The 20,526-nt window shown below is 63.8% G+C and carries 19 protein-coding genes; 10 read left to right on the top strand and 9 right to left on the bottom strand.

Going from position 1 to position 20,526, the window contains the following annotated elements; all coding sequences use genetic code 11:
• The 4 genes from U5A58_RS27895 to U5A58_RS27880 all read right to left on the bottom strand — a co-directional run bounded on the left by U5A58_RS27895 (position 1) and on the right by U5A58_RS27880 (position 3,544).
• A complete protein-coding gene (locus tag U5A58_RS27895; protein WP_321963814.1) occupies positions 1-801 on the bottom strand; it encodes a DUF2182 domain-containing protein in 801 nt (266 codons plus the stop codon).
• On the bottom strand, positions 794-1,396 hold the full coding sequence (locus tag U5A58_RS27890) for a DUF1326 domain-containing protein (RefSeq protein WP_321914068.1): 603 nt from the start codon (positions 1,394-1,396) through the stop codon (positions 794-796). The genes U5A58_RS27895 and U5A58_RS27890 overlap by 8 nt, the downstream gene beginning before the upstream one ends.
• A gap of 269 nt (positions 1,397-1,665) precedes the next feature.
• Complete coding sequence (locus U5A58_RS27885; protein ID WP_321963813.1) at positions 1,666-2,526, bottom strand: class I SAM-dependent methyltransferase; 861 nt, start codon at positions 2,524-2,526, stop codon at positions 1,666-1,668.
• 34 nt (positions 2,527-2,560) lie between these two features.
• Positions 2,561-3,544 carry a LysR substrate-binding domain-containing protein gene (locus U5A58_RS27880; protein WP_321963812.1) on the bottom strand — a complete coding sequence of 328 codons (984 nt, stop codon included), beginning with the start codon at positions 3,542-3,544 and terminating at the stop codon, positions 2,561-2,563.
• A gap of 166 nt (positions 3,545-3,710) precedes the next feature.
• On the opposite strand from U5A58_RS27880, the gene U5A58_RS27875 reads away from it, so the two are divergent.
• The 7 genes from U5A58_RS27875 to araH all read left to right on the top strand — a co-directional run bounded on the left by U5A58_RS27875 (position 3,711) and on the right by araH (position 12,655).
• Entirely contained in the window at positions 3,711-5,462 is a 1,752-nt protein-coding gene (locus U5A58_RS27875) for an IlvD/Edd family dehydratase (protein WP_321963811.1), read from the top strand.
• A gap of 106 nt (positions 5,463-5,568) precedes the next feature.
• Complete coding sequence (locus U5A58_RS27870; protein ID WP_321963810.1) at positions 5,569-6,924, top strand: MFS transporter; 1,356 nt, start codon at positions 5,569-5,571, stop codon at positions 6,922-6,924.
• 40 nt (positions 6,925-6,964) lie between these two features.
• The gene (locus U5A58_RS27865) at positions 6,965-7,894 is read left to right on the top strand and encodes a dihydrodipicolinate synthase family protein (RefSeq protein ID WP_321914063.1); all 930 of its coding nucleotides are present in this window, start codon (positions 6,965-6,967) and stop codon (positions 7,892-7,894) included.
• Between the two features lie 56 nt (positions 7,895-7,950).
• The gene (locus tag U5A58_RS27860; RefSeq protein ID WP_321914062.1) at positions 7,951-8,880 is read left to right on the top strand and encodes a Gfo/Idh/MocA family oxidoreductase; all 930 of its coding nucleotides are present in this window, start codon (positions 7,951-7,953) and stop codon (positions 8,878-8,880) included.
• Positions 8,881-8,936: 56 nt separating this feature from the next.
• Positions 8,937-9,941 carry an arabinose ABC transporter substrate-binding protein gene (locus U5A58_RS27855; RefSeq protein WP_321963809.1) on the top strand — a complete coding sequence of 335 codons (1,005 nt, stop codon included), beginning with the start codon at positions 8,937-8,939 and terminating at the stop codon, positions 9,939-9,941.
• Between the two features lie 44 nt (positions 9,942-9,985).
• The gene (gene araG / locus U5A58_RS27850) at positions 9,986-11,554 is read left to right on the top strand and encodes an L-arabinose ABC transporter ATP-binding protein AraG (protein ID WP_321963808.1); all 1,569 of its coding nucleotides are present in this window, start codon (positions 9,986-9,988) and stop codon (positions 11,552-11,554) included.
• A 90-nt stretch (positions 11,555-11,644) separates the two neighbouring features.
• Positions 11,645-12,655, top strand: a complete 1,011-nt coding sequence (gene araH / locus U5A58_RS27845) for an L-arabinose ABC transporter permease AraH (protein ID WP_321914059.1) — start codon at positions 11,645-11,647, stop codon at positions 12,653-12,655.
• 99 nt (positions 12,656-12,754) lie between these two features.
• Here araH and U5A58_RS27840 read toward each other — a convergent pair whose 3' ends face one another.
• Complete coding sequence (locus tag U5A58_RS27840) at positions 12,755-13,063, bottom strand: hypothetical protein (protein ID WP_321963807.1); 309 nt, start codon at positions 13,061-13,063, stop codon at positions 12,755-12,757.
• 487 nt (positions 13,064-13,550) lie between these two features.
• On the opposite strand from U5A58_RS27840, the gene U5A58_RS27835 reads away from it, so the two are divergent.
• The 3 genes from U5A58_RS27835 (at position 13,551) to U5A58_RS27825 (ending at position 16,700) form a co-directional block, all read left to right on the top strand.
• Complete coding sequence (locus U5A58_RS27835) at positions 13,551-14,120, top strand: glycoside hydrolase domain-containing protein (RefSeq protein WP_321963806.1); 570 nt, start codon at positions 13,551-13,553, stop codon at positions 14,118-14,120.
• Positions 14,121-14,191: 71 nt separating this feature from the next.
• Positions 14,192-15,772, top strand: coding sequence for a hypothetical protein (locus U5A58_RS27830; protein ID WP_321963805.1), 1,581 nt, complete (start codon positions 14,192-14,194; stop codon positions 15,770-15,772).
• A 28-nt stretch (positions 15,773-15,800) separates the two neighbouring features.
• Positions 15,801-16,700, top strand: a complete 900-nt coding sequence (locus U5A58_RS27825; protein ID WP_321948654.1) for a hypothetical protein — start codon at positions 15,801-15,803, stop codon at positions 16,698-16,700.
• An 8-nt stretch (positions 16,701-16,708) separates the two neighbouring features.
• Here U5A58_RS27825 and U5A58_RS27820 read toward each other — a convergent pair whose 3' ends face one another.
• Genes U5A58_RS27820 through U5A58_RS27805 form a run of 4 tightly spaced genes read right to left on the bottom strand, consistent with a single transcriptional unit; the run spans position 16,709 to position 20,439 of the window.
• The gene (locus U5A58_RS27820) at positions 16,709-17,434 is read right to left on the bottom strand and encodes a FadR/GntR family transcriptional regulator (protein WP_321914052.1); all 726 of its coding nucleotides are present in this window, start codon (positions 17,432-17,434) and stop codon (positions 16,709-16,711) included.
• Positions 17,435-17,488: 54 nt separating this feature from the next.
• Positions 17,489-18,298 carry an ATP-binding cassette domain-containing protein gene (locus U5A58_RS27815; RefSeq protein ID WP_321963804.1) on the bottom strand — a complete coding sequence of 270 codons (810 nt, stop codon included), beginning with the start codon at positions 18,296-18,298 and terminating at the stop codon, positions 17,489-17,491.
• The gene (locus U5A58_RS27810) at positions 18,298-19,308 is read right to left on the bottom strand and encodes an ABC transporter permease (protein ID WP_321948655.1); all 1,011 of its coding nucleotides are present in this window, start codon (positions 19,306-19,308) and stop codon (positions 18,298-18,300) included. Before U5A58_RS27810 ends, U5A58_RS27815 begins: the two co-directional genes overlap by 1 nt.
• A gap of 27 nt (positions 19,309-19,335) precedes the next feature.
• Positions 19,336-20,439 (bottom strand): sugar ABC transporter substrate-binding protein, encoded by a 1,104-nt coding sequence (locus tag U5A58_RS27805; protein WP_158763405.1) that lies wholly within the window; start codon positions 20,437-20,439, stop codon positions 19,336-19,338.
• Positions 20,440-20,526 lie beyond the last annotated feature (87 nt).

Raw genomic sequence — 20,526 nt, 5'->3', positions numbered from 1 at the left:
CTACCCCCTTGCGGCAACGGTAATGCCCCAGCAAATCAGCAGCGCTCCCTGCGCGAAAGGAAGCCATCGCACTTGCGGAAGCATTTTTTCGAGCATCACGTAGATCGACAGCACAGCAATCCAGAGCACGTTCATCACGCCAAATACGAAGAGGAGCGTCATGAGTAGTCCGCAGCAACCTACGCAATACGCTCCATGACGAAATCCCATGATCCAGGCGCCGAAGGTGCCGTCGCGCCACTCAGTTAGAAGAAAGCCGAGCGGGGACACGCACCTGGCAAGGCACGCATGCTTCGCAGGCGTCAACTGGAAGACCCCGGCAATGACCAGAAGAGCGCCTGCAAGCCATGGCGTCGCGCTCACCATCATCGGCGTAACGAGGCGTGCCTCGAGCAAGCCCCACTGCACAAGCGTCGCAAAGAGGCTGAAGCCGGACCAGACGGCGAGGTAGCCGAGAACGAACACGCTAGTCTGCACGTATGGCCGATGTTGCCCGCGCCGCCGGCTGCTCATGGACGCGAAACCCAGCACCGTTGGCACGATGGACGGAAGCATCATGGCGGCCATCATGACGGCCCACATCGCCACGACCAAAAGCAGGTCGATGGGATGCCAATGTGTCATGCGCGGCATGATGGCCATGGTCGCACCTACCTCCATGTGCTCCATGCCCCAGCTCATATACAGGAGGTAGGCCCACGCCAGCGCCGCGGCAGCCGTGAGCCCGGACAGCGCGACCGCCTGGTCGCGCCGCGGCCACCATCGCGTCGCACGCGTGCCCAGCAAGCCAGGTTCAGTCATGGTAGACGAACGGAGAATAAAAGCCGTTTCGGTCCGAAATTTCTCTGGTGAATCCGTGGTCAGTGAAGCGAAACTCCTTCGATTTTCCGATGACCGCCGCGAACCCCGGGACAGGCGTAAGCGGGTGATTGCTGATCGTGACGTCGCCACCGTCCTGACCCGCCAAGGCTTCGATTTCCATGGCTGCCACGTCGGGAATGTGGAGGCTGCGACGCTTCCCGTCCTGCTGATAACTGATGGCGGCCGGCCTGACGCCCATGACCTCGCCAATCATCGGGCCGAGCGCCGAAAGCGGTCCGCCGGCCTGACCGGAAAATATCTTGCCCAACACGTCGAGTTGCTCAGATGTGCCGCGTTCGTCCAGGTAGAGGGCGACTCTCCACTTGTTTTGCAACATGTGGCCCGGCGAATACGCAAACAGGGCGATGTTGAGGCCGTCCAGCGTCACGGCGGCGAACTTCCCCTGATCGATGTGCCAGCCGATCAGCACCGCGCAGTCTCCATCCGAAGGCGGTCCCAGGCAAACGCAACTGCAAGGGGCATAGCAATTGCAGCTCTCGAAATACGTACCGGCAACCTTCCAGCTCTCGGCCATTGTCTTCACCTCCGACGTCGGTCACGGACAGGATGTGCTCGCGTTCGGGCACGGAACATTCGCGCGCGTGAATATCGACTCCGGCACACCGGATCAAGCTTGCGAATTCCTTAAAGTCTAGGTCGAAACGGTCCAGGGTGAGCGTGCTTCATGCCTCGAGCTTTTTCGCTACTGCAGAAGCGGTGTATGTCCGCAAACAAGCTTGTCCTATTCACAATGGTGCGGGAAAAGCGCCAACCGAGAAAACCGGATGGGATGCCGGCACGGGGTCAAACCGTCGCCACGAGAATCGACTCGCCGCTCGCCGGTTTCAGGCCATCGCTACGGCCTGCGAAATAACGTGCGGTCAGATCCGCGGTCGAAACATGCCGCGCGTCGCGCAACCCTGCAACGCGTGCGAGCGCAAGCATCTCGTCCGGTGCGAAGAAGCTCACGAACGGCGTGCCCGCCGCCCTCGCTCGCTCATACACGGCGGCATGCTGCGAACGTTCGGGCTCGTCGATGAGTTCGAGCGGCAACAGGAACGTCATGACGAGCGTCGAGCCCGGGGCGAGCTGCGCGATCTGCCGCAGCGTCGCGAGGTTCGCTTCGCGCGTGAGATACATTGAGACGCCCGTCGACGCGATCACCGCGGGGCTCGCGGCATCGAACCCGGCCGCGGCGAGCCGTTCCCACCATGTCTCGCCGGCTTCGAAATCCACCGGCACGAAGCGCAGCCAGTCCTGCTCGCGAAACCCCAGCTCCATGAGCCGCTGACGTTTCCAGGCCTGGGTGCCCGGCTTGTCCACTTCGTACACGTGCAGGCGCGAGGCGATCTCGGGATGGCGCTGCGCGAACGTGTCGAGTCCCGCGCCGAGAATCGCGTACTGTTGCGCGAGACCTTTTGCGGTCTGCTCGGTCACGAGGTCTTCGACGAAGCGCGCGCGCCCGACGATCGAAGCGCGATACCCGCGCGTGCCTTCGGGGTGCATGTCGGGCCGCTCGCGCCAGTTCGATGCGGGCGCGGCGATCTGCATGCCGGTTTCGTCTTCGAGCACGTAGGGCGCGTCGTCGACCTGGACGTGCAGCGCGCGCCACAGCGCGACGCGAATGGCGGTGCTGTCGGGAGCGGCGCTCTGGCTGGCGGGCATGGTTCGGTCCTCTGCGGCGGGTTTCGTCGCACGATTATCGCGCGGCTGGCTCCCGGCGGTGGGCCCCGTAAATGTCGGCGCTCACTTGTCGCAACGCCTCGATCATCACGCTGGCCGCGGGCGTGAAGAGGCGGTCCGCGCGTGTGATGATGCCGAAGTCGTCCATCTGGCAATCCATCGGCACGGGCAGGATTTCGACCATGCCGTGCGCCGCGTAGTAGTGCGCCACGTCTTCGGTGAGCACGGCGATCATGTCGCTTTGCTCCAGCACGCGCGTGATGAAGAGCAGCGCCGGCGTTTCCACCACGTTCGACGGGGGCGCGAGGCTCGCGCGCTGGAACATCAGCTCGAAGCGATGGCGCAGCACGCTGCCCACCGGCGGCACGACCCACGTGGCGCGCGCGATATCGGCGAGCGCAATCGGCCGGGCTTCATCCGCTGCCTGCCCGAGCATAGGATGCCCCGGCCGAACCACGGCGCATACCGGCTCGCCCGCGAGCGGCTCGTAGCGCAACTGGAGCTTGTCGTGCTCGGCGGAAAGGCGGCCCAGCACGACGTCGAGCTTGTCTTGCGCCAGATGTTCGAGCAGCACGTTACTCGCGTCGATTTCCACGGAAACGCGCAGGTTGGCATGTGTGCGCTTGACCGCCGCGACGGCGGCCGGCAGCACGCGCACGCCCGGCGAGGTGATCGCACCCACCGCCACGTGGCCAAGGCGCCCCGCCTTGAGCGCGCTCAGTTCCTCCTGCGCCTGGTCGAGGCTGCCGAGCACGGCGCGCGCGTGGCGGATCAGGGCGTCGCCGTACAGCGTGGGCCGCATGCCGCGCGGCATGCGCTCGAACAGCACCGCGCCGAGCATGTCCTCGAGCTCGCGCAGGAGCTTCGACGCGGCGGGTTGCGTCATGTTCAGCGCAGCCGCCGCGCGGTGAATGTTGCCTTCCTCGGCCAGCGCCACGACGAGGAGCAGTTGCCGCGTTTTCAGCCGCGTGCGCACGTACCAGGGGCTTGTATCGAGCATGTCTCCACCTGATTTCCCAAATAGTTTTAGGTGTTTATACCAATGCCGATTTCGATATCGGAAGCGTCCATTTTTTCATTAGAAGGTTATCAGACTTCTCCCTAGACTGTGCCGAATCCATCGCCCGGATGTATCGGCGAATTACCTGCTCCACAAGACGAACACGATGTCGGATACCAAACCCAAACTGCGCTCCCAACAGTGGTTCGGCACCACGGACAAGAACGGCTTCATGTACCGAAGCTGGATGAAGAATCAAGGCATTCCCGATCACGAATTCGATGGTCGCCCGATCATCGGCATCTGCAACACCTGGTCGGAACTCACGCCCTGCAATGCGCATTTCCGCAAGCTCGCGGAGCACGTGAAGCGCGGCATTTATGAAGCCGGTGGCTTCCCGGTCGAGTTCCCGGTGTTCTCGAACGGCGAATCGAACCTGCGCCCCTCGGCCATGCTCACGCGCAATCTCGCCTCCATGGACGTGGAGGAGGCGATTCGCGGCAACCCCATCGACGCCGTCGTGCTGCTGTGCGGCTGCGACAAGACCACGCCCGCGCTGCTGATGGGCGCGGCGAGCGTAGACGTGCCCGCCATCGTCGTGACGGGCGGCCCGATGCTCAACGGCAAGCACGAAGGACGCGACATCGGCTCGGGCACGGTGGTGTGGCGGTTGCACGAGGAATTGAAGGCGGGCGAGATCGACCTGCACCAGTTCCTTTCGGCCGAAGCCGGCATGTCGCGCTCGGCGGGCACCTGCAACACCATGGGCACTGCCTCGACGATGGCCTGCATGGCCGAGTCGCTGGGCGTTTCGCTGCCGCACAACGCCGCGATTCCCGCTGTGGATGCGCGCCGCTACGTGCTCGCGCACATGTCGGGCATCCGCATCGTGCAGATGGCGCTGGAAGACCTGAAGCTCTCAAAGGTCCTCACGCGCGAAGCGTTCGAAAACGCCATTCGCACGAACGCGGCCATTGGCGGCTCGACCAACGCCGTGATCCACCTGAAGGCGATTGCGGGCCGCATTGGCGTGGACCTCGAACTCGAAGACTGGCAGCGCATTGGCCGCGGCACGCCGACCATCGTCGATCTGCAGCCTTCGGGCCGCTTCCTGATGGAAGAGTTCTATTACGCGGGCGGGTTGCCGGCGGTGCTGCGCCGGCTCGGCGAAGCGAACCTGCTGCCGCATCCGGGTGCGCTCACCGTGAACGGCAAGTCCATCTGGGACAACGTGCGCGAAGCGCCCAACTACAACGACGAAGTGATTCGTCAACTCGACAACCCATTGATTGCCGACGGCGGCATCTGTATCCTGCGCGGCAATCTTGCGCCGCGCGGCGCGGTGCTCAAGCCTTCGGCGGCGACGCCCGAGCTGCTCAAGCATCGCGGCCGCGCCGTGGTGTTCGAAAACTTCGATCACTACAAGGCGACCATCGGCGACGAGTCGCTCGATGTCGACAAGGACTCCATCCTCGTGATGAAGAACTGCGGCCCGCGCGGCTACCCCGGCATGGCCGAGGTTGGCAACATGGGTCTGCCGCCCAAGCTGCTGCGCCAGGGCGTGAAGGACATGGTGCGCATTTCGGACGCGCGCATGAGCGGCACCGCTTACGGCACGGTGGTCTTGCACGTTGCGCCCGAAGCGGCGGCCGGCGGCCCGCTCGCGGCCGTGCGCAACGGCGACTGGATCGAGCTGGATTGCGAATCGGGGCGCCTGCATCTCGACATCAGCGACGAGGAACTCGCGCGCCGCTTGAGCGATGTCGATCCGGCGGCCGCGCCCGGCGTGGCGGAGCAACTGGGCAAGGGCGGCTACGCGCGTCTGTATGTCGATCACGTGTTGCAGGCCGACGAAGGTTGCGATCTCGACTTCCTCGTGGGCAAGCGCGGGGCGGGCGTGCCGCGGCATTCGCACTGAGCGGTTGATGTATTGAGTGCGCGCAGGCGAGAAAAAATACAGAGTTGCTTTGCATGGGACCGCACTCAACGCTAAAGCGTCAAGTGCGCTCGACACAGGAGACACGATGACAAATCCGCAGGTGCTGCAACACGATCAGCCCGCTGCGCTGGCAAGCGCCAGCAGCGAGGAAAAGCTCATCGTCGGCCATATCGCGCGCCGACTTCTGCCTTTTCTCGCGCTGATCTACGTGGTGGCGTACGTCGACCGCACCGTGGTCGGCTTCGCGAAGCTGCACATGAACGCGGCTGTGGGCCTTTCCGACGCCGCCTACGGCCTCGGCGCCGGTCTCTTCTTCATCGGCTATTTCCTTTGCGAAGTGCCCAGCAATCTCGCGCTCGCGCGCTTCGGCGCACGCGTGTGGTTCGCGCGCATTCTGTTCACGTGGGGCGTGATCACGATGCTCATGGCGCTCGTGAGCGGCCCGAAGAGCTTCTACACGTTGCGCTTCCTGCTGGGCGCGGCGGAGGCGGGGCTCTATCCGGGCATTCTGTATTTCCTCACGCAGTGGTTTCCCATGCGACACCGCGCGCGCGTGATCGGCTTGCTGGTGCTCGCGCAGCCCATTGCGGGCATCATCACCGGGCCGATTGCGGGCGCGCTGCTCGAAACGCACGGCTTTTTCGGCATGTCGAGCTGGCAGACGCTCTTCGTCGTGAGCGGCCTGCCCGCCGTGCTGCTGTGCATTCCCACGCTGCGCCTGCTGCCCGAGTCGCCCGCGCACGCGCGCTGGCTCGACGACACCGAGCGCCGCTGGATCGAGCGCGAACTCGCCGCCGACCACCGCGCCTACAGGCTCGACACGCACCGCAACCCGTTCAGCGCGCTCAAGGACCGCCGCGTGCTGCTGCTGGCGCTGCTGTTCCTGCCGTTTCCGCTGTGCATCTATGGTTTGTCGCTCTGGTTGCCTACCATTATCAAGGCGTTCGGCGTGAGCGATTCCACGGCCGGTCTGCTCTCCGCGGTACCGTATCTGTTCGCGGTGGTGGGCTTGCTGAGCGTGCCGCGCCATTCGGACAAGCATCGCGAACGCTATGGCCACATTGCCGTGGTCTCGGGCGTCGCGGCGCTGACGATGGCCGCGAGCGCGTGGTTTCACGCGCCGGCGCTGCAATTGCTGTTCATCTGCCTGACCGCTTTCTCGATCTACTCGATTCAGGCCGTGGTTTGGGCGCTGCCCGGCGAGTTCCTCACCGGCGCGAGCGCGGCCGTGGGGATCGCGACGATCAACTCGCTCGCGAATCTCGGCGGCTATCTCGGCCCCTATGGCATCGGGCTCATCAAGGACGCAACGGGCAGCCTGGCGGCCGGGCTTTACTTTCTCGCGGCCACGCTGGTGTTCGCGGTGCTCGTGACGTTCGCCGTGCGCGCGGTGCTGCGCACGCCGCAACGCGGCACGGGCGAGCTGGCGAGCGAATCGTGAAGGCGCGGCCTGACACCCTTTCTCAAGCAGGACTGAAGACATGACTACGAGCCGTACGCCCCGCTACCGGGGCATTTTCCCCGTCGTGCCGACCACGTTCACCGAAACCGGCGAACTGGATCTGGCCAGCCAGAAGCGCGCCGTCGATTTCATGATCGATGCGGGCTCGGACGGCCTGTGCATTCTCGCGAACTTCTCGGAGCAGTTCTCGCTCTCCGACGACGAGCGCGAACTCATCACGCGCACCGTGCTCGAACACGTGGCGGGCCGCGTGCCCGTGATCGTGACGACCACGCACTACGGCACCTCGATCGCCGCTGCGCGCAGCAAGCGCGCGCAGGAGCAGGGTGCGGCGATGGTGATGCTCATGCCGCCTTATCACGGCGCGACGTTCCGCGTGCCCGAACAGCAGATCTACGACTTCTACGCGCGCGTGTCCGACGCGATCGACATTCCGATCATGATTCAGGATGCGCCCGCGAGCGGCACGGTGCTCTCCGCCGCGTTCCTCGCGCGCATGGCCCGCGAGATCGAGCAGGTTTCGTACTTCAAGATTGAAACGCCGGGCGCGGCGAACAAGCTGCGCGAGCTGATCAAGCTGGCGGGCGAGGCGGCCGAAGGCCCATGGGACGGCGAAGAAGCGATCACGCTGCTCGCCGATCTCAACGCTGGCGCGACCGGCTCGATGACGGGCGGTGGCTTTCCGGATGGCATTCGCCCGATTATCGAAGCGCATCGCGAAGGCCGCACCGACGACGCATTTGCGCTCTATCAGAAGTGGCTGCCGCTCATCAATCACGAGAACCGCCAGGCGGGTCTGCTGGCCTGCAAGTCGCTGATGAAGGAAGGCGGCGTGATCGAGTGCGAACTGCCGCGCCACCCGCTGCCCGCGATGAATCCCGCCACGCGCGCCGAGTTGATCGAGATTGCGCGCCGCCTCGATCCGCTCGTGCTGCGCTGGGGTAAATAAATCGTTCGTCATCCAGAATAAAAAATTTCCCTGAAACGAAGGGGCGGAGATACGTCATGAAAGCGTCCTATACGTTGGGCATCGTCGGCGTGGGCAAGATTGCGCGCGACCAGCATCTGCCGGCTATCGCAGGCAATCCCGGGTTTGAACTCGTTGCGGCCGCGAGCCGCAATGCAGAAGTGGAGAACGTGCGCAACTACAAGGACATTGGCGCGCTGCTGGCCGCCGAGTCCGACCTCGACGCCGTCTCGCTGTGCGCACCGCCGCAGGTGCGTTACGCACAGGCACGCGCGGCGCTCGAAGCAGGCAAGCACGTGATGCTCGAAAAGCCGCCGGGCGCGAGCGTGAGCGAAGTCGAGGCGCTGCGCGAACTCGCACAGAAGCGCGGGCGCACGCTGTTCACCACGTGGCATTCGCGTTGCGCGAGCGCCGTGGAACCCGCACGCGCGTGGCTCGCCGCGCGCACGATCCGCGCCGTGCACGTGCGCTGGAAAGAAGACGTGCGCCGTTGGCATCCGGGTCAACAGTGGATCTGGGAACCGGGCGGCCTGGGCGTGTTCGATCCGGGCATCAACGCGCTTTCCATCGTCACGCGCATTCTGCCGCGCGAAGTGCTGCTGCGGGGCGCAACGCTGCATGTGCCGAGCGATTGCGCGACGCCGATCGCCGCTGAACTCGACTGCATCGACACCGACGGCGTGCCCGTGCGCGCCGAGTTCGACTGGCGCCATGGCCCGGTCGAGCAATGGGAAATCGATGTGGAGACAACGGACGGCCTGCTTTCGATCGCGGAAGGCGGCAAGCGCCTCGCGATTGCGGGCGAGCCGGTCACGCTCGAAGCCGAGCGGGAATATTCGGCGCTCTACGAGCGTTTTCACTGGTTGATCGCCCACGGCACCGACGACGTGGATGTACGCCCGCTGCGCCTCGTGGCGGACGCGTTCCTGCTTGGCAGGCACGTCGAAGTCGAGGCCTTTGGCCACTGAGCGCTTCTTTTATCACGATACACACGCAGCAAAACCACACCTGAGGAGACAGGAGCATGACCAGCAAGATCCGCCGCTTGACCCTTCGTGCCGCATTCGCGGCGATGTGCATCGCCCCGCTCGGCATGAACGTGGCGGCGCACGCCGACTCGCCCGTGAAGATCGGCTTCCTCGTGAAGATGCCGGAACAGGCATGGTTCATCAACGAGCAGAAGGCTGCCACGGCGCTCGGCCAGAAGGAGAACTTTTCGGTGGTGAACATCGGCACGCCGGACGGCGAGAAGGTGCTCGCCGCGATCGACAACCTCGGCGCGCAAGGCGCACAAGGCTTCGTGATCTGCGCGCCCGACGTGCGTCTCGGACCGGCCATTCAGGCGCGCGCCAAGCGCTACAACATGAAGTTCGTGACGGTGGACGACCAGCTCGTGGACTCGTCGGGCAAGCCGCTCGCGAGCGTGCCGCACCTTGGCATGTCGGCGTTCAAGATCGGCAACCAGGTGGGCCAGGCGATCACCGACGAAATGAAGCGCCGCGGCTGGAAGCCGGAAGAAGTCGGCGCGCTGCGTATTACCGACTATGAACTGCCTACGGCCAAGCTGCGCACGGACGGCGCGACGCAATCGCTGCTGGCGGGCGGCTTCAAGAAGGAAAACATCTTCGACGCCCCGCAAAAGACCACCGACGACGAAGGCGGCTTCAATGCGGCGTCGCCGGTGCTCGCCCAGCATCCGAACATCAAGAAGTGGGTGGTGTTCGCGCTCAACGAAGAAAGCGTGCTGGGCGCCGTGCGCGCGACCGAGCAGCTGCACATTCCGTCGGCTGACGTGATCGGCGTGGGCATCAACGGGGCCGGCGAAGCGTTCGCCGAGTTCCAGAAGAAGCAGCCCACGGGCTTCTACGGCACGATCGCGGTAAGCTCGACGAACCATGGCAAGGACAGCGCCGAGAACCTCGTCGACTGGATCCGCAACGGCAAGCAGCCCGCCGCCGACACGCAGACCACCGGCAAGCTGATGACGCGCGAGAACTGGACGGCTGTGCGCAGCGAGCTGGGTATCTAAGGACTGCGTAGAAAGATCGACGCGACGCAAAGGGCAGGGATGCAATGACTGAAACGATGACGGATGCGAACGCGCAGGCAGCGGCGAACGCAGCGCGGGACGCAAGTGCGGGCGCTCAACAGGGGAATCGCGCGTATCTGGAGCTCGACGGCATTACCGTGAGCTTTCCGGGCGTGCGTGCGCTCGACCGCGTGGCGCTGGAAGTGCGTGCCGGCGAGGTGCATGGCTTGATGGGCGAGAACGGCGCGGGCAAATCCACGCTACTCAAGGTGCTCTCGGGCGTGAACCAGCCGCAGGAGGGCACGTTGAAGCTAGGTGGCGTGGAGCAGCGCTTCACGACCACGAAGGCGGCGCTCGAAGCGGGTATCGCAATCATCTATCAGGAACTGCATCTCGTGCCCGAGCTGACGGTGGCGGAAAACCTGATGCTCGGGCAATTGCCCAACCGCTTCGGCGTGCTCGACGAAGGCACGCTCGTCAAGCGCGCGATGGATGAACTCCAGCGCCTTGGCGAGCGCATCGATCCGCGCACGCCGGTGAAGAATCTCTCGATCGGCCAGCGGCAGATGATCGAAATCGGCAAGGCGCTCATGCGCGACGCGCGTGTGATCGCCTTCGACGAACCGACCAGCTCGCTCTCGGCGCGCGAGACCGAGAACCTCTTTCGCATCATCAACGCGCTGCGCGCGGACGGCCGCGCGATCATCTACGTCACGCACCGCATGGACGAAGTCTATGAGCTGTGCGATCGCGTGACGGTGTTCCGCGACGGCAAGCGCATCGAAACGTTCGATTCGGTGGCGGACCTCGATCGCAATCGCCTGATTGCCGCGATGGTGGGCCGCTCGATCGAGGACGTGTACGGCTATCGTCCGCGCAAAGCGGGCGAAGTGCTCATCGAAGCGAAAGGCCTGCTCGGGCCGGGACTGACCGAGCCGGTGTCGTTCACGGCGCGGCGCGGCGAGATCGTCGGCTTCTTCGGGCTCGTGGGCGCGGGGCGCTCGGAACTCATGAAGCTGATTTACGGCGCGACGCGTGCAAGCGCGGGTCACGTCGAACTCGGCGGCAAGCGCGTGAATTTCGCCAGCCCCCGCGACGCCGTGCGCGCGGGCCTCGCGCTATGCCCGGAGGACCGCAAACAGGAAGGCATCGTCGCGATTGCCTCGGTGGCCGACAACCTGAATATCAGCGCGCGCCGCCACTTCAGCCCCGCGCGCTTCCTGCTCGACGCGCGGCGCGAACGCGATCTCGCGCAGGACTACATCAAGAAACTCGCGATCAAGACGCGCAACGGCGACACGGCCATCGGCACGCTCTCGGGCGGCAACCAGCAGAAGGTGATTCTGTCGCGCTGGCTCGCTGAACGCATCGAGGTGTTCCTGATGGACGAGCCCACGCGCGGTATCGACGTGGGCGCGCGCGCCGAGATCTACAACCTGCTGTACGAGCTTGCGGAAGCGGGCAAGACCGTGATCATGGTGTCGAGCGATCTGGCCGAGGTGATCGGCGTGTCGGACCGCATCATCGTGATGCGCGAGGGCCGCATTGCGGGCAGCTTGCCCAAGGCCGAAGCCTCACCCGACGAACTGATCAAGATGGCGCTGCCGCGCTAGCGCACGCGCCTTTTGTTTTTTGCCTTGCCGGTTGCGCGCGCAGCGAAATAAAGCGAAGCAGCGCAACCGATCCGAAACGATGAACCAGAAATGAGTGAAGCCATGCAGCCACAGGGCACGCCTACCGTCAACGAAGCCGCCGCGCCCATTACCCCCCAGCGCGCGCGTGCATGGGACATGATCAACAAATCGGGCATCGTGGTGGTGTTCGTGGTGCTGTTTGCGGTGCTATCCGCAACGGTCCCCGACTTCCTCACGACCCGCAACATTCAAGGCCTGCTGCTCTCCGTCACGCTGATCGGCTCGATTGCGGTCACGATGATGTTCGTGCTCGCGCTCGGCGAGGTCGATCTTTCGGTCGCCTCGATCGTGGCGTTCTCGGGCGTGGTGGCCTCCACGGTCATCACGCAGTCGCATAGCGTATTGCTCGGCATAACGGCGGGCGTGCTCGCGGGCGGCGCAGTGGGGCTCGTGAACGGCGTGCTGATCGCGCGCTTCAAGATCAACTCGCTGATCGCTACGCTGGCGATGATGGAAGCGGTGCGCGGCCTCGCGTTTCTCACCTCGAATGGCGACGCCGTGATGATCTCGGAAGAGCGCTTCTTCGATCTGGGCGGCGGCTCGTTCCTCGGCATTTCGTTTCCGATCTGGAGCAATATTATCGGTTTCGTGGTGTTCGGCTTTCTGCTCAAGAAGACCGTGTTCGGCAAGAACGTGCTCGCGGTGGGCGGCAATAGCGAAGCGGCGCGCCTTGCCGGCCTGCCGGTCACGCGCATCAAGATCACGGTGTTCGTACTGCAAGGGCTCATTACGGGCTTTGCAGGCGTGATGCTGGCATCGCGTATGAGCCTTGGCGACCCCAAGACGTCTGTTGGCCTCGAACTCGGTGTGATCTCGGCATGCGTGCTGGGCGGCGTGTCGCTCACGGGCGGCGTGGCGACGATCTCGGGCGTGCTGGTGGGCGTGCTCATCATGGGCGCGGTGCAGGACGCCATGAGCCTCATGAACGTGCCGACGTTCTATCAGTATCTGATTCGCGGCGGCATTCTGCTGCTCGCGGTGCTGTTCGACCAGTTCCGCCGCAGCAAGCGCGCGGTGTGAGACGGGCAGCGTTTTGATTCGCATCGGTTGCGGGTGAGGCTTCAAAAAAAGCAAAAAATTGATCTGTCGGCAGGGCGTTTCCTGGAGCGAACAGCGTGGCTAGCATGCTGGAGCGCTGTCAATCACGGCTTCAGGGACCCCGACCGATGCAGTTACATCCACCCGCTGGCTTGGCACGACGTGATGCTTTGCGCGGTCGATACGATCAACGTGCCGCTCGCCGCACGCGCGATCGACAAATCGCTGTCCTGATGCGCGTTCGGCGACGCGATCCTCTTCACGGACGCTATCGTGCCGACGCAAGCGCGCATCGCGACCATCGATCGCCTGCGCTACCGAAGACACCGGGGTGCCCAGGCGTTTCTTGAAGGCCTCGTGCGCGTCGGCGTGCAAGGCGAATTTGCGCAACGCTACGCGGATCTTTGCGAAAACGCGTGAACGGTCTTCCGGCGCCGGTGGGCTTGTTTGTCATCCGAAGTTTGCAAGCATCGCTTCAGTGTGCCGAAGCGGCACGAACGATGCGCGCGTAGCGCTTCAGATCCGTGCATCGCGGTGCAATGCCGCCATTGATGCCATTCGCATAAAGCGCAAACTGCGCGCGCCGCCTTTGTTCGCTGGCGTACATTCTCGGCGCGCGTTCGCGGTGTAGTTTTTTCTTGCAAGATCCCCCAACAGTCCCGCGTTACGCAACTGGGATTCCGCGCTCCGCGCCGCTCGGCTAGTCGCTTCGTGCACAAATTTTGTCGCCAGGCAGACCATTCAAGCAATGAAGCCGCGCCGTCATTTTATAGAGGATGCCGAAATGGTAGCGAATGGCGATTTTTCTCAATCCCTGCCGGTCGGAACGCATGCCTTCGATTGTGTGACGCCCGTGTCTTCCAGTGCGGCTTCAGGCATGAAGGCAGCCGGTTTCGGCGCCTGCATCCGCTATCTCTCGCGCTCGGAGACGCAAGGGGCTGTCGACCTGAGTTCCAGCGAGGCCAATGCGGTGCTCGGCGCGGGTCTTGCGCTCGGCGTGGTGCAGCACGTGAGCGCCGAGGGCTGGTCGCCTTCCGCAACGCTAGGCGCGACCTACGGTGCGAATGCGGCCGGCAATGCCCAAGCGGTTGGCGTGCCGCCGGATGTGACGGTATGGCTCGATCTCGAAGGCGTGAACAAAGCCGTGGGTTCCGGCGACGTCATCGCCTATTGCAACGCGTGGTTCGCAGCGGTCAAGAGCGCCGGTTATCAACCCGGCATTTACGTGGGAGCCAACTGCGGCTTGACGGGCGATCAGTTGTTCTGGAATTTGCAGACGCAGCATTACTGGAAGTCTGGCAGCACGGTACCCACGCTCCCCGAGCGCGGCTATCAGATGACACAGCGCATTACCGCAGCGCCAGACATGCTGTGCGGGCTGAGCATCGACAGAAATCTGGCGCTTGCAGACAGCCTGGGTGGTCAGGCGACATGGTGGTGCCGCTGAGCGACAACGTTCGCGTTGCATGAATTGTTGAAGTGGATATTTAGTATGACTGCGTAATGGGAGAGAATCTCATGATCGCGAAAACGAAAGAGGAGGCGAACCGGGAGTGGGCGCAGCGCCTGTTCACGGAAACGCACTGGTTAGCGAGGGGGCGGCTGTGGCTGCTGGTGCTCGTTGTGATCTTCGTGAACCTTGCGGGCGATGCCATTGCGTTGTTCGCCGTGAACCTGCCGAGCGCGCCCACGTCGTCTACGTCTGCAAGTACGGGTGCTGTTGCCGGCGATGCAGCGAAATCGAAAGCGGAAAATGCAGGGCGGAAAGCCGCGAACGGGCCTGCGCTGCAACCCGCGAAGGTCGCGTCCCAGACACCGCCCGCAGGTGCGCCGAAACTGGAAGGACATTCGCACCAGTTCAGGTTCAAGGTATGGCCGCTGCCGATCTTTCTGCTTGCGGCCCTGACCACGGCGCTCGCGTCGGCGCCGTTCGTCGCTTTTCTCACGCTCGGCTGGTATGTGCGCTATCGTGAGTTTGAGAATAGCCTCAAGTGCGCAGCGCTTTCTGCGTATCTCCAGCGCTTCTGGTCAAAGTGGCTAATCGATGCGATCAATGGTGCATTTCCGGGCACGATAGCTTCGACCTCGGCAGCCGCAAACGCCGCGCCGTCACAAGGCGACAGCAAGGATTGGCGCGTCCAGGCCGATAGCAACCTCCAGCTATGCGACCAGTTGTTTTCGCACATCTACCACCAGCAATACGGTCTCGGGCCTTTCGTGCCGCCGTATTGCATTCTCGTCGTAATGGTCTATGCAGCGTCCGCGATTGTGGGTTGGGTTTATATGTGCGCGCCGTGCGGCAGCGCGAGCGCAGCCACCTGCCTGTTTGGATTGACCGTGCCGGGCATTCTGGCCGCGTTCGGCGGCGCTTTTTTCTTTGTCGCGAGTGATTCCGTTCTTGCGGTGAGGCGCCGCGCGCTCAACGTTTCGGATATCTACTGGTATTCGCTGCGGCTTCTGCTCGCCATTCCGTTCGCATTGATCGCGGGCGCGATTGACGGCGCAGGCACGGGGGCAACGCTGCTGACATTCGTCATCGCCACCTTGCCGCTAGGCGAGATTGTGAAGCAGGTGCGGCGCGTAGCGGCAAAGAATGTGACGACCTTTGAGGCGGAAAAGGATCAACCCGATCAATTGTTGAATCTGAGCGGCGTGACGAAGTCCGTTTCGCAAGCGCTGCAGGTCGAAGGCATCGAATCGATCGAGCAGGTGGCGTCGGCGGATCCCGTCACACTCTCCATTCGCACGGGGTTTCCGTTTCGCTTCACATTGCGCCTGGGTTCGCAAGCGATCGTGCGCCGTCATTTAGGGGACGACGCCGCGAAACTGCTGCCAATCGGTTTGGGCGATGTCGTACCGATCTATCTGCTCGTGCAGGCAATGGACGGCAAGGGATCGCCCGCCATCCCCTTGCCGCCTGGCGCCGTGCCTCAGCCCGACGAAAAGGACCTCGTCATCACGAACGCCGCCGCGCGCCTCTTTCCCAATGACGTCCCTGCGCAGCGCGAGGCCATTGTGAAGATGAAATTCCGCCAGATCGCGGCCGAGGAGTACACGCTCATGCTGGCGAAAATCACGCCGCTCGACCCCGCCCTCTAACGCACGGTGAAATTCGAAGGAGACGACCATGTCTTTCGACTACCCGTTGGCCGTCCTGCAGCCAGGCGACCTGAACAATGCGCGCGGCGACGTCCTCACCGAATCGACGTGGCGCTTCCTCGCGCAAGGCGACTCCTGGTTCTCCATTGGACAATTGCCGCCCTGGGCCACTTCGAACATCCTTTTCAGCCTGCGCTTGCCGAACAGCGCGGCGGCGCTTTCGCTCGCTTCGCCGGGAAAGACGCTCGCGCAAATGGTGGATTGGACCCGTGAGGTCAAGTTCGTCACCTACCTGGCGGGCGGAACGCTCTCGTACAAATGGGATGCCATTCTGCTCTCGGCGGGCGGCAACGATCTGTTCGACGCAATTCTGACGTTGCCGACCGAAACCGATCCCGCGAGAGCGGCAGTACGCGTGCTTCAGGCGCCCAATCTCGTGCCCGCGGGCACGGATGTGAAGCGTTACGTGAGAAGCGCCGGGCTGAGCGCATTTTTCAACCTGCTGGTGGGTTACTTTGCGCAGATCGTGGCCAAGCGCGACGACCCGAAAAGTCAGTCCGCAGGCGTGCCGATTTTCGTGCACACCTACGATTGCCCACAGCCGCGCGACGCGCAAGCCGGGCCCGGTGTCGGCCCCTGGCTCGCACGCGCGTACACCGCCTATCAGATTCCGGCCGTGGACTGGCTGCCGCTCACCACGTATCTGATTCAGCAATGGGCGCAGTTCCTGGCGTCACTGAACGGATTGCTCGCCGCGAGAGGCGTGGCGAACGCGAACTTCCGCCCGGCTTATCTGATCGGTACGCTCAACCCCGCGCCGGCAAGTTCGCGCGGGCCGACGGGCGACTGGGAAAACGAAATCCACCCGTCGCCGCAAGGCTACGCGAAGCTCGGCATGGCGTTCGAAAAGCAGATCAACCTCGCGTAGCCCTCGAATCAGGTTTCCAGTCCCGCTCCGCCCAGAATCGATTTGGCATCGGCGCGCGCGTTGTCGAGCTGCACGACGCTCGCTTGCCGTGCCGCGAGCGCGTCGCCATGCTCGATGGCCGTGAGAATCGCCTTGTGGCGCGGCAACGAAAGCGCATGCGTGTTGGGATGGCGGCTCGTGAGTTTGATCGACTCGGAAAGCGCGAGCGAGAGCATGTTGCCGATATACGCCAGCATGTTGTTATGCGTGGCGGCCATGATCGCGCGGTGGAATTCCAGATCGGGCTCGAGCAGATCGGCGGCGGTTTGCGCTTTTTCCATGCGCGCGTACGCGGCGGAGATGCGCGCGCGGTCTTCGTCGGTGGCGGAAATCGCGGCAAGCGCCGCGGCGGCGGGCTCGATGATCTGCCGCACTGTCATGAGCGAGCGGAAGAACTCGCCTTCGGGAATGCTGTTGACGGTCCAGTACAGCACGTCGGGGTCGAGCATGTGCCATTCTTCGCGCGGCCGTACCACACTGCCCACGCGCGGCTTCGATACCACGAGCCCTTTGGCGACCAGCACGCGCGTGGCCTCGCGCAGCACAGGGCGGCTCACGCCATAGGTTTCGCACAGCGTGGGTTCTGCGGGCAGGCGCTGCCCGGGGGCGAGCGTGCCGCCCACGATCTGCATGCCGAGCTCCTGCACGATGCGCGCGTGCATGCTCTTGCGTTTCTCTAGATTGCGGTAATCCATGATTGTCCGGCCGGGGGCTACCCGATCGGAGCGTCCCCCTGTTTGTAGAGCCCTTTACGCGCTGGTGGCGCGCATGGCCCGATATTCCCGCCGCACGATGTCCATCAGTTCAGCCACCGATGTATTGGCGCTGTGCTGTTCGTATGTCACGCGGCCTCGCTGCATCAACATGATGCGATCCGCAATATCGAGCGTCTGCGCATAGTTGTGCATGATCATGATAATCGATAGGCCGCCTTTTTCCTTCAAACGCATGATGAGATCGATGATCAGACCCGCTTCCCGTGCGCCCATCGCGGCGAGCGGCTCATCGAGCAGGAGGATTTTGGCGTTCGAATGGACGGCGCGCGCCACCGCGATGGCCTGGCGCTGGCCGCCCGAAAGCCGCTCCACAGGCAGATCTACAGAAGGCACGTGCACGCCGATGTCGTCGAGCAGTTGCGCCGCGCGCGCACGCATCTGCTTGTGGTCGAGCAGTCTGAAGGGGCCGCGCCGCACGATCTCGCGGTTCAGGAACATGTTGTGATAAATGCTCAGCGAATTGGCGAGCGCGAGGTCCTGATAAACGCATTCGATGCCGAGCGAGCGCGCGTGATCCACCGAGCGCAGCAACGTTTCGGTGCCGTCGATCTGCAGCGTGCCGCTTGTCTGCTGGTGAAAACCCGTGAGGATTTTCACGAGCGTGGACTTGCCCGCGCCGTTGTCGCCGAGAATGCCGAGGATTTCGCCGCGGCCGAGCGTGAGCGAGACGCCGTCGAGCGCCGTGACCGCGCCGAAGCGCTTCACGATGTTGTCGCCGCGCACGGCGAGCGGGGCGTCGGCTGTGGCGCTCGCGCCGCCGGGGGAGGCTTGCGATTCGTCCATCATCGGCTCCCTTTGCGGCGCAGGCGCCCAACGTGGATGTTGAAGATCATGGCCGCGAGAATGGCGGCGCCAAGAATGATGTTGAACGTGAATGCGTTGATGCCGATGAGGGTGAAGCCGTCGTTGAGAATGCCGAGCACCGCCGCGCCGATCAGGCCGCCCACGATCGTGCCCGAGCCGCCCGTGAGCGGCGTGCCGCCGATCACGGCCGAGGCCACGGCGAGGAACATGATCTGGTTGCCGCCGGCCTGCGGATCGATCGAGGTGATGCGAAAGCCTTCCAGAATGCCGGTGAAGCCAGCGAGCACGGCGGCAATGATGAAGTTGCCAAGGCGCAGACGGTTCACATGAATACCGGCTTCGCTCGCGCCTAGCGGATTCGCGCCCGCCGCCTGCGTATGCAGGCCCCAGCGCGTGTGGCGCAACAGCACGTGCATGGCGAACGCGATCGCCACCGTCCAGAGGATCTCGCTATAGCCCCACGCACCCATGAAGGCCGCAAACTCGGGCGAGCCCGGCGTCTGCACCGGCGTGCCGCGCGAAACCGTGAGCGTGATGCCGTTGATGAGAAAGAGCGTGCCGAGCGTGGTGACGAACGAGGGCAGCCGCAGCCATACGGTCACGGCTCCATTGACGAAGCCGATGATCGCCGCGGCCACGAGCCCCGCGATCACGGCGAGCCACATGGGCGCGCCGGCGTCGTTGGCGAACACCATCATGAACGGCGCGAAGGCGAACACCATGCCTGCCGAGAGATCGATGTCGCCGCCGATCATCAGCATGATTTCACCGAACGCGATGATCGCCACCGGCGCGATGAACTGCGAGAGGTTGACGAGACTCGCGTTGGTGAGCAGGAAATCGCGGTTGGAAAACTCGAAGTACGCCGCGAGGATCACCGCCACGAGCAAAATGCGCAGCTCGGGCGCCCACGCGGAGAGCCATTGCCCGCGCGGGCGGGCAGCCCGCGCGGAGACTTCTGCCTTGCCGGTTTCGTTCACAGAGTTCATTACGCGTCGTTCATTGCCCGTGGGTCGTTACGACTTGATCCCGCCGCTCATCGGCACGATTTGCGGCTTGGTGGTCTTGCCTTCGTAACGCGTCGAGGTATTCAGGTACGGCTCGACGGTGTCCTTCGTCACGAACTTCAGGCCCGTGTTCGTATCGGCCGGGCCGACCAGGCCGCCCGATGCGAGCGTCACGAACGCCTGCATGACCGTGTAGAAGCCCTGCACGTACGGTTGCTGGTCGATCGTGAAGTCGAGAAAGCCTTCGTGAATGAGCTGGACCGTCGTGGGCAGCAGGTCGAAGCCGCCGCCATGCACACCCTTCGCAGGCAGGTTCGATTCCTTCATCACCTGTGCCACGCCCTGGGTGCTGCCCGCGTCCACGGCGAACATGCCCTTCACGTCCTGGTGGCCGAGATAGAACGACTTGATCTTCGAGAGCTCTTCGTTGACGGTCGCGCCCGTGGCCACGGTCTGGATGTCGATCTTCTTGCCGGACTTCTTGATGGCGTCGCTCGCACCGTCCAGGCGCGGCTGGATGTTGAGCTGGCCGGGCGTGGCGATGAAGAGCGCAACCATGCCGCTGTCGATGAGGCTCACGATGCGCTCGCCCATCTGGTAGCCCGAGAGATACAGGTCCTGGCCGATATACGCGAGGCGCGGATTCTTCTTGCCGCGCGGCGCATCGGCGTTATACGCGAAGACCGGTATGCCCGCGTCGAGCGCAGCCTGAATGGGCTTGTCGAAGGCGGTGGGGTCGACGATCGGCACCGCGATCGCGTCGGCCTTGGCCGCAATGGCCGAATTCACGGCGCGCACCATTTCGCCCGCGTCGGACGTGGCGGAGCCCGTCCACTGATAATCCATGTTGAGCAGCGAGCAGGCGTCCTGAATGCCGTATTGCGTCGGCACGAAGAACGGATTCGTGGTGACGTGATTGACGAACACGATCTTCCACTTCTTGTGCGAAGGGAACCCCGATTCGGCCGCCTGCGCCGTGGAAATCAATCCGCCGCCGCCCACGGCGCCGAGCAGCGAAAGCGCCGCGCCCAGTCCCGCACCCTGCATCAGGCCGCGCCGGCCCGTGTCGATCAAGCTCTTGCCGTCTTTTGCGTCATCCCGATCCTGCGCCATGTCTTCCTCCGGTCTTGTCTTCGTGGTCGATGTAGTCGACTTTTCGTCGAAAAGCGTGCAGATGCTGGCCAGTACCGGGGTTCGCGT

The sequence above is a fragment of the Paraburkholderia sp. J7 genome (genome assembly GCF_905220155.1).
Lineage (GTDB): Bacteria > Pseudomonadota > Gammaproteobacteria > Burkholderiales > Burkholderiaceae > Paraburkholderia.
This window is presented reverse-complemented; position numbering and strand designations above follow the sequence as displayed.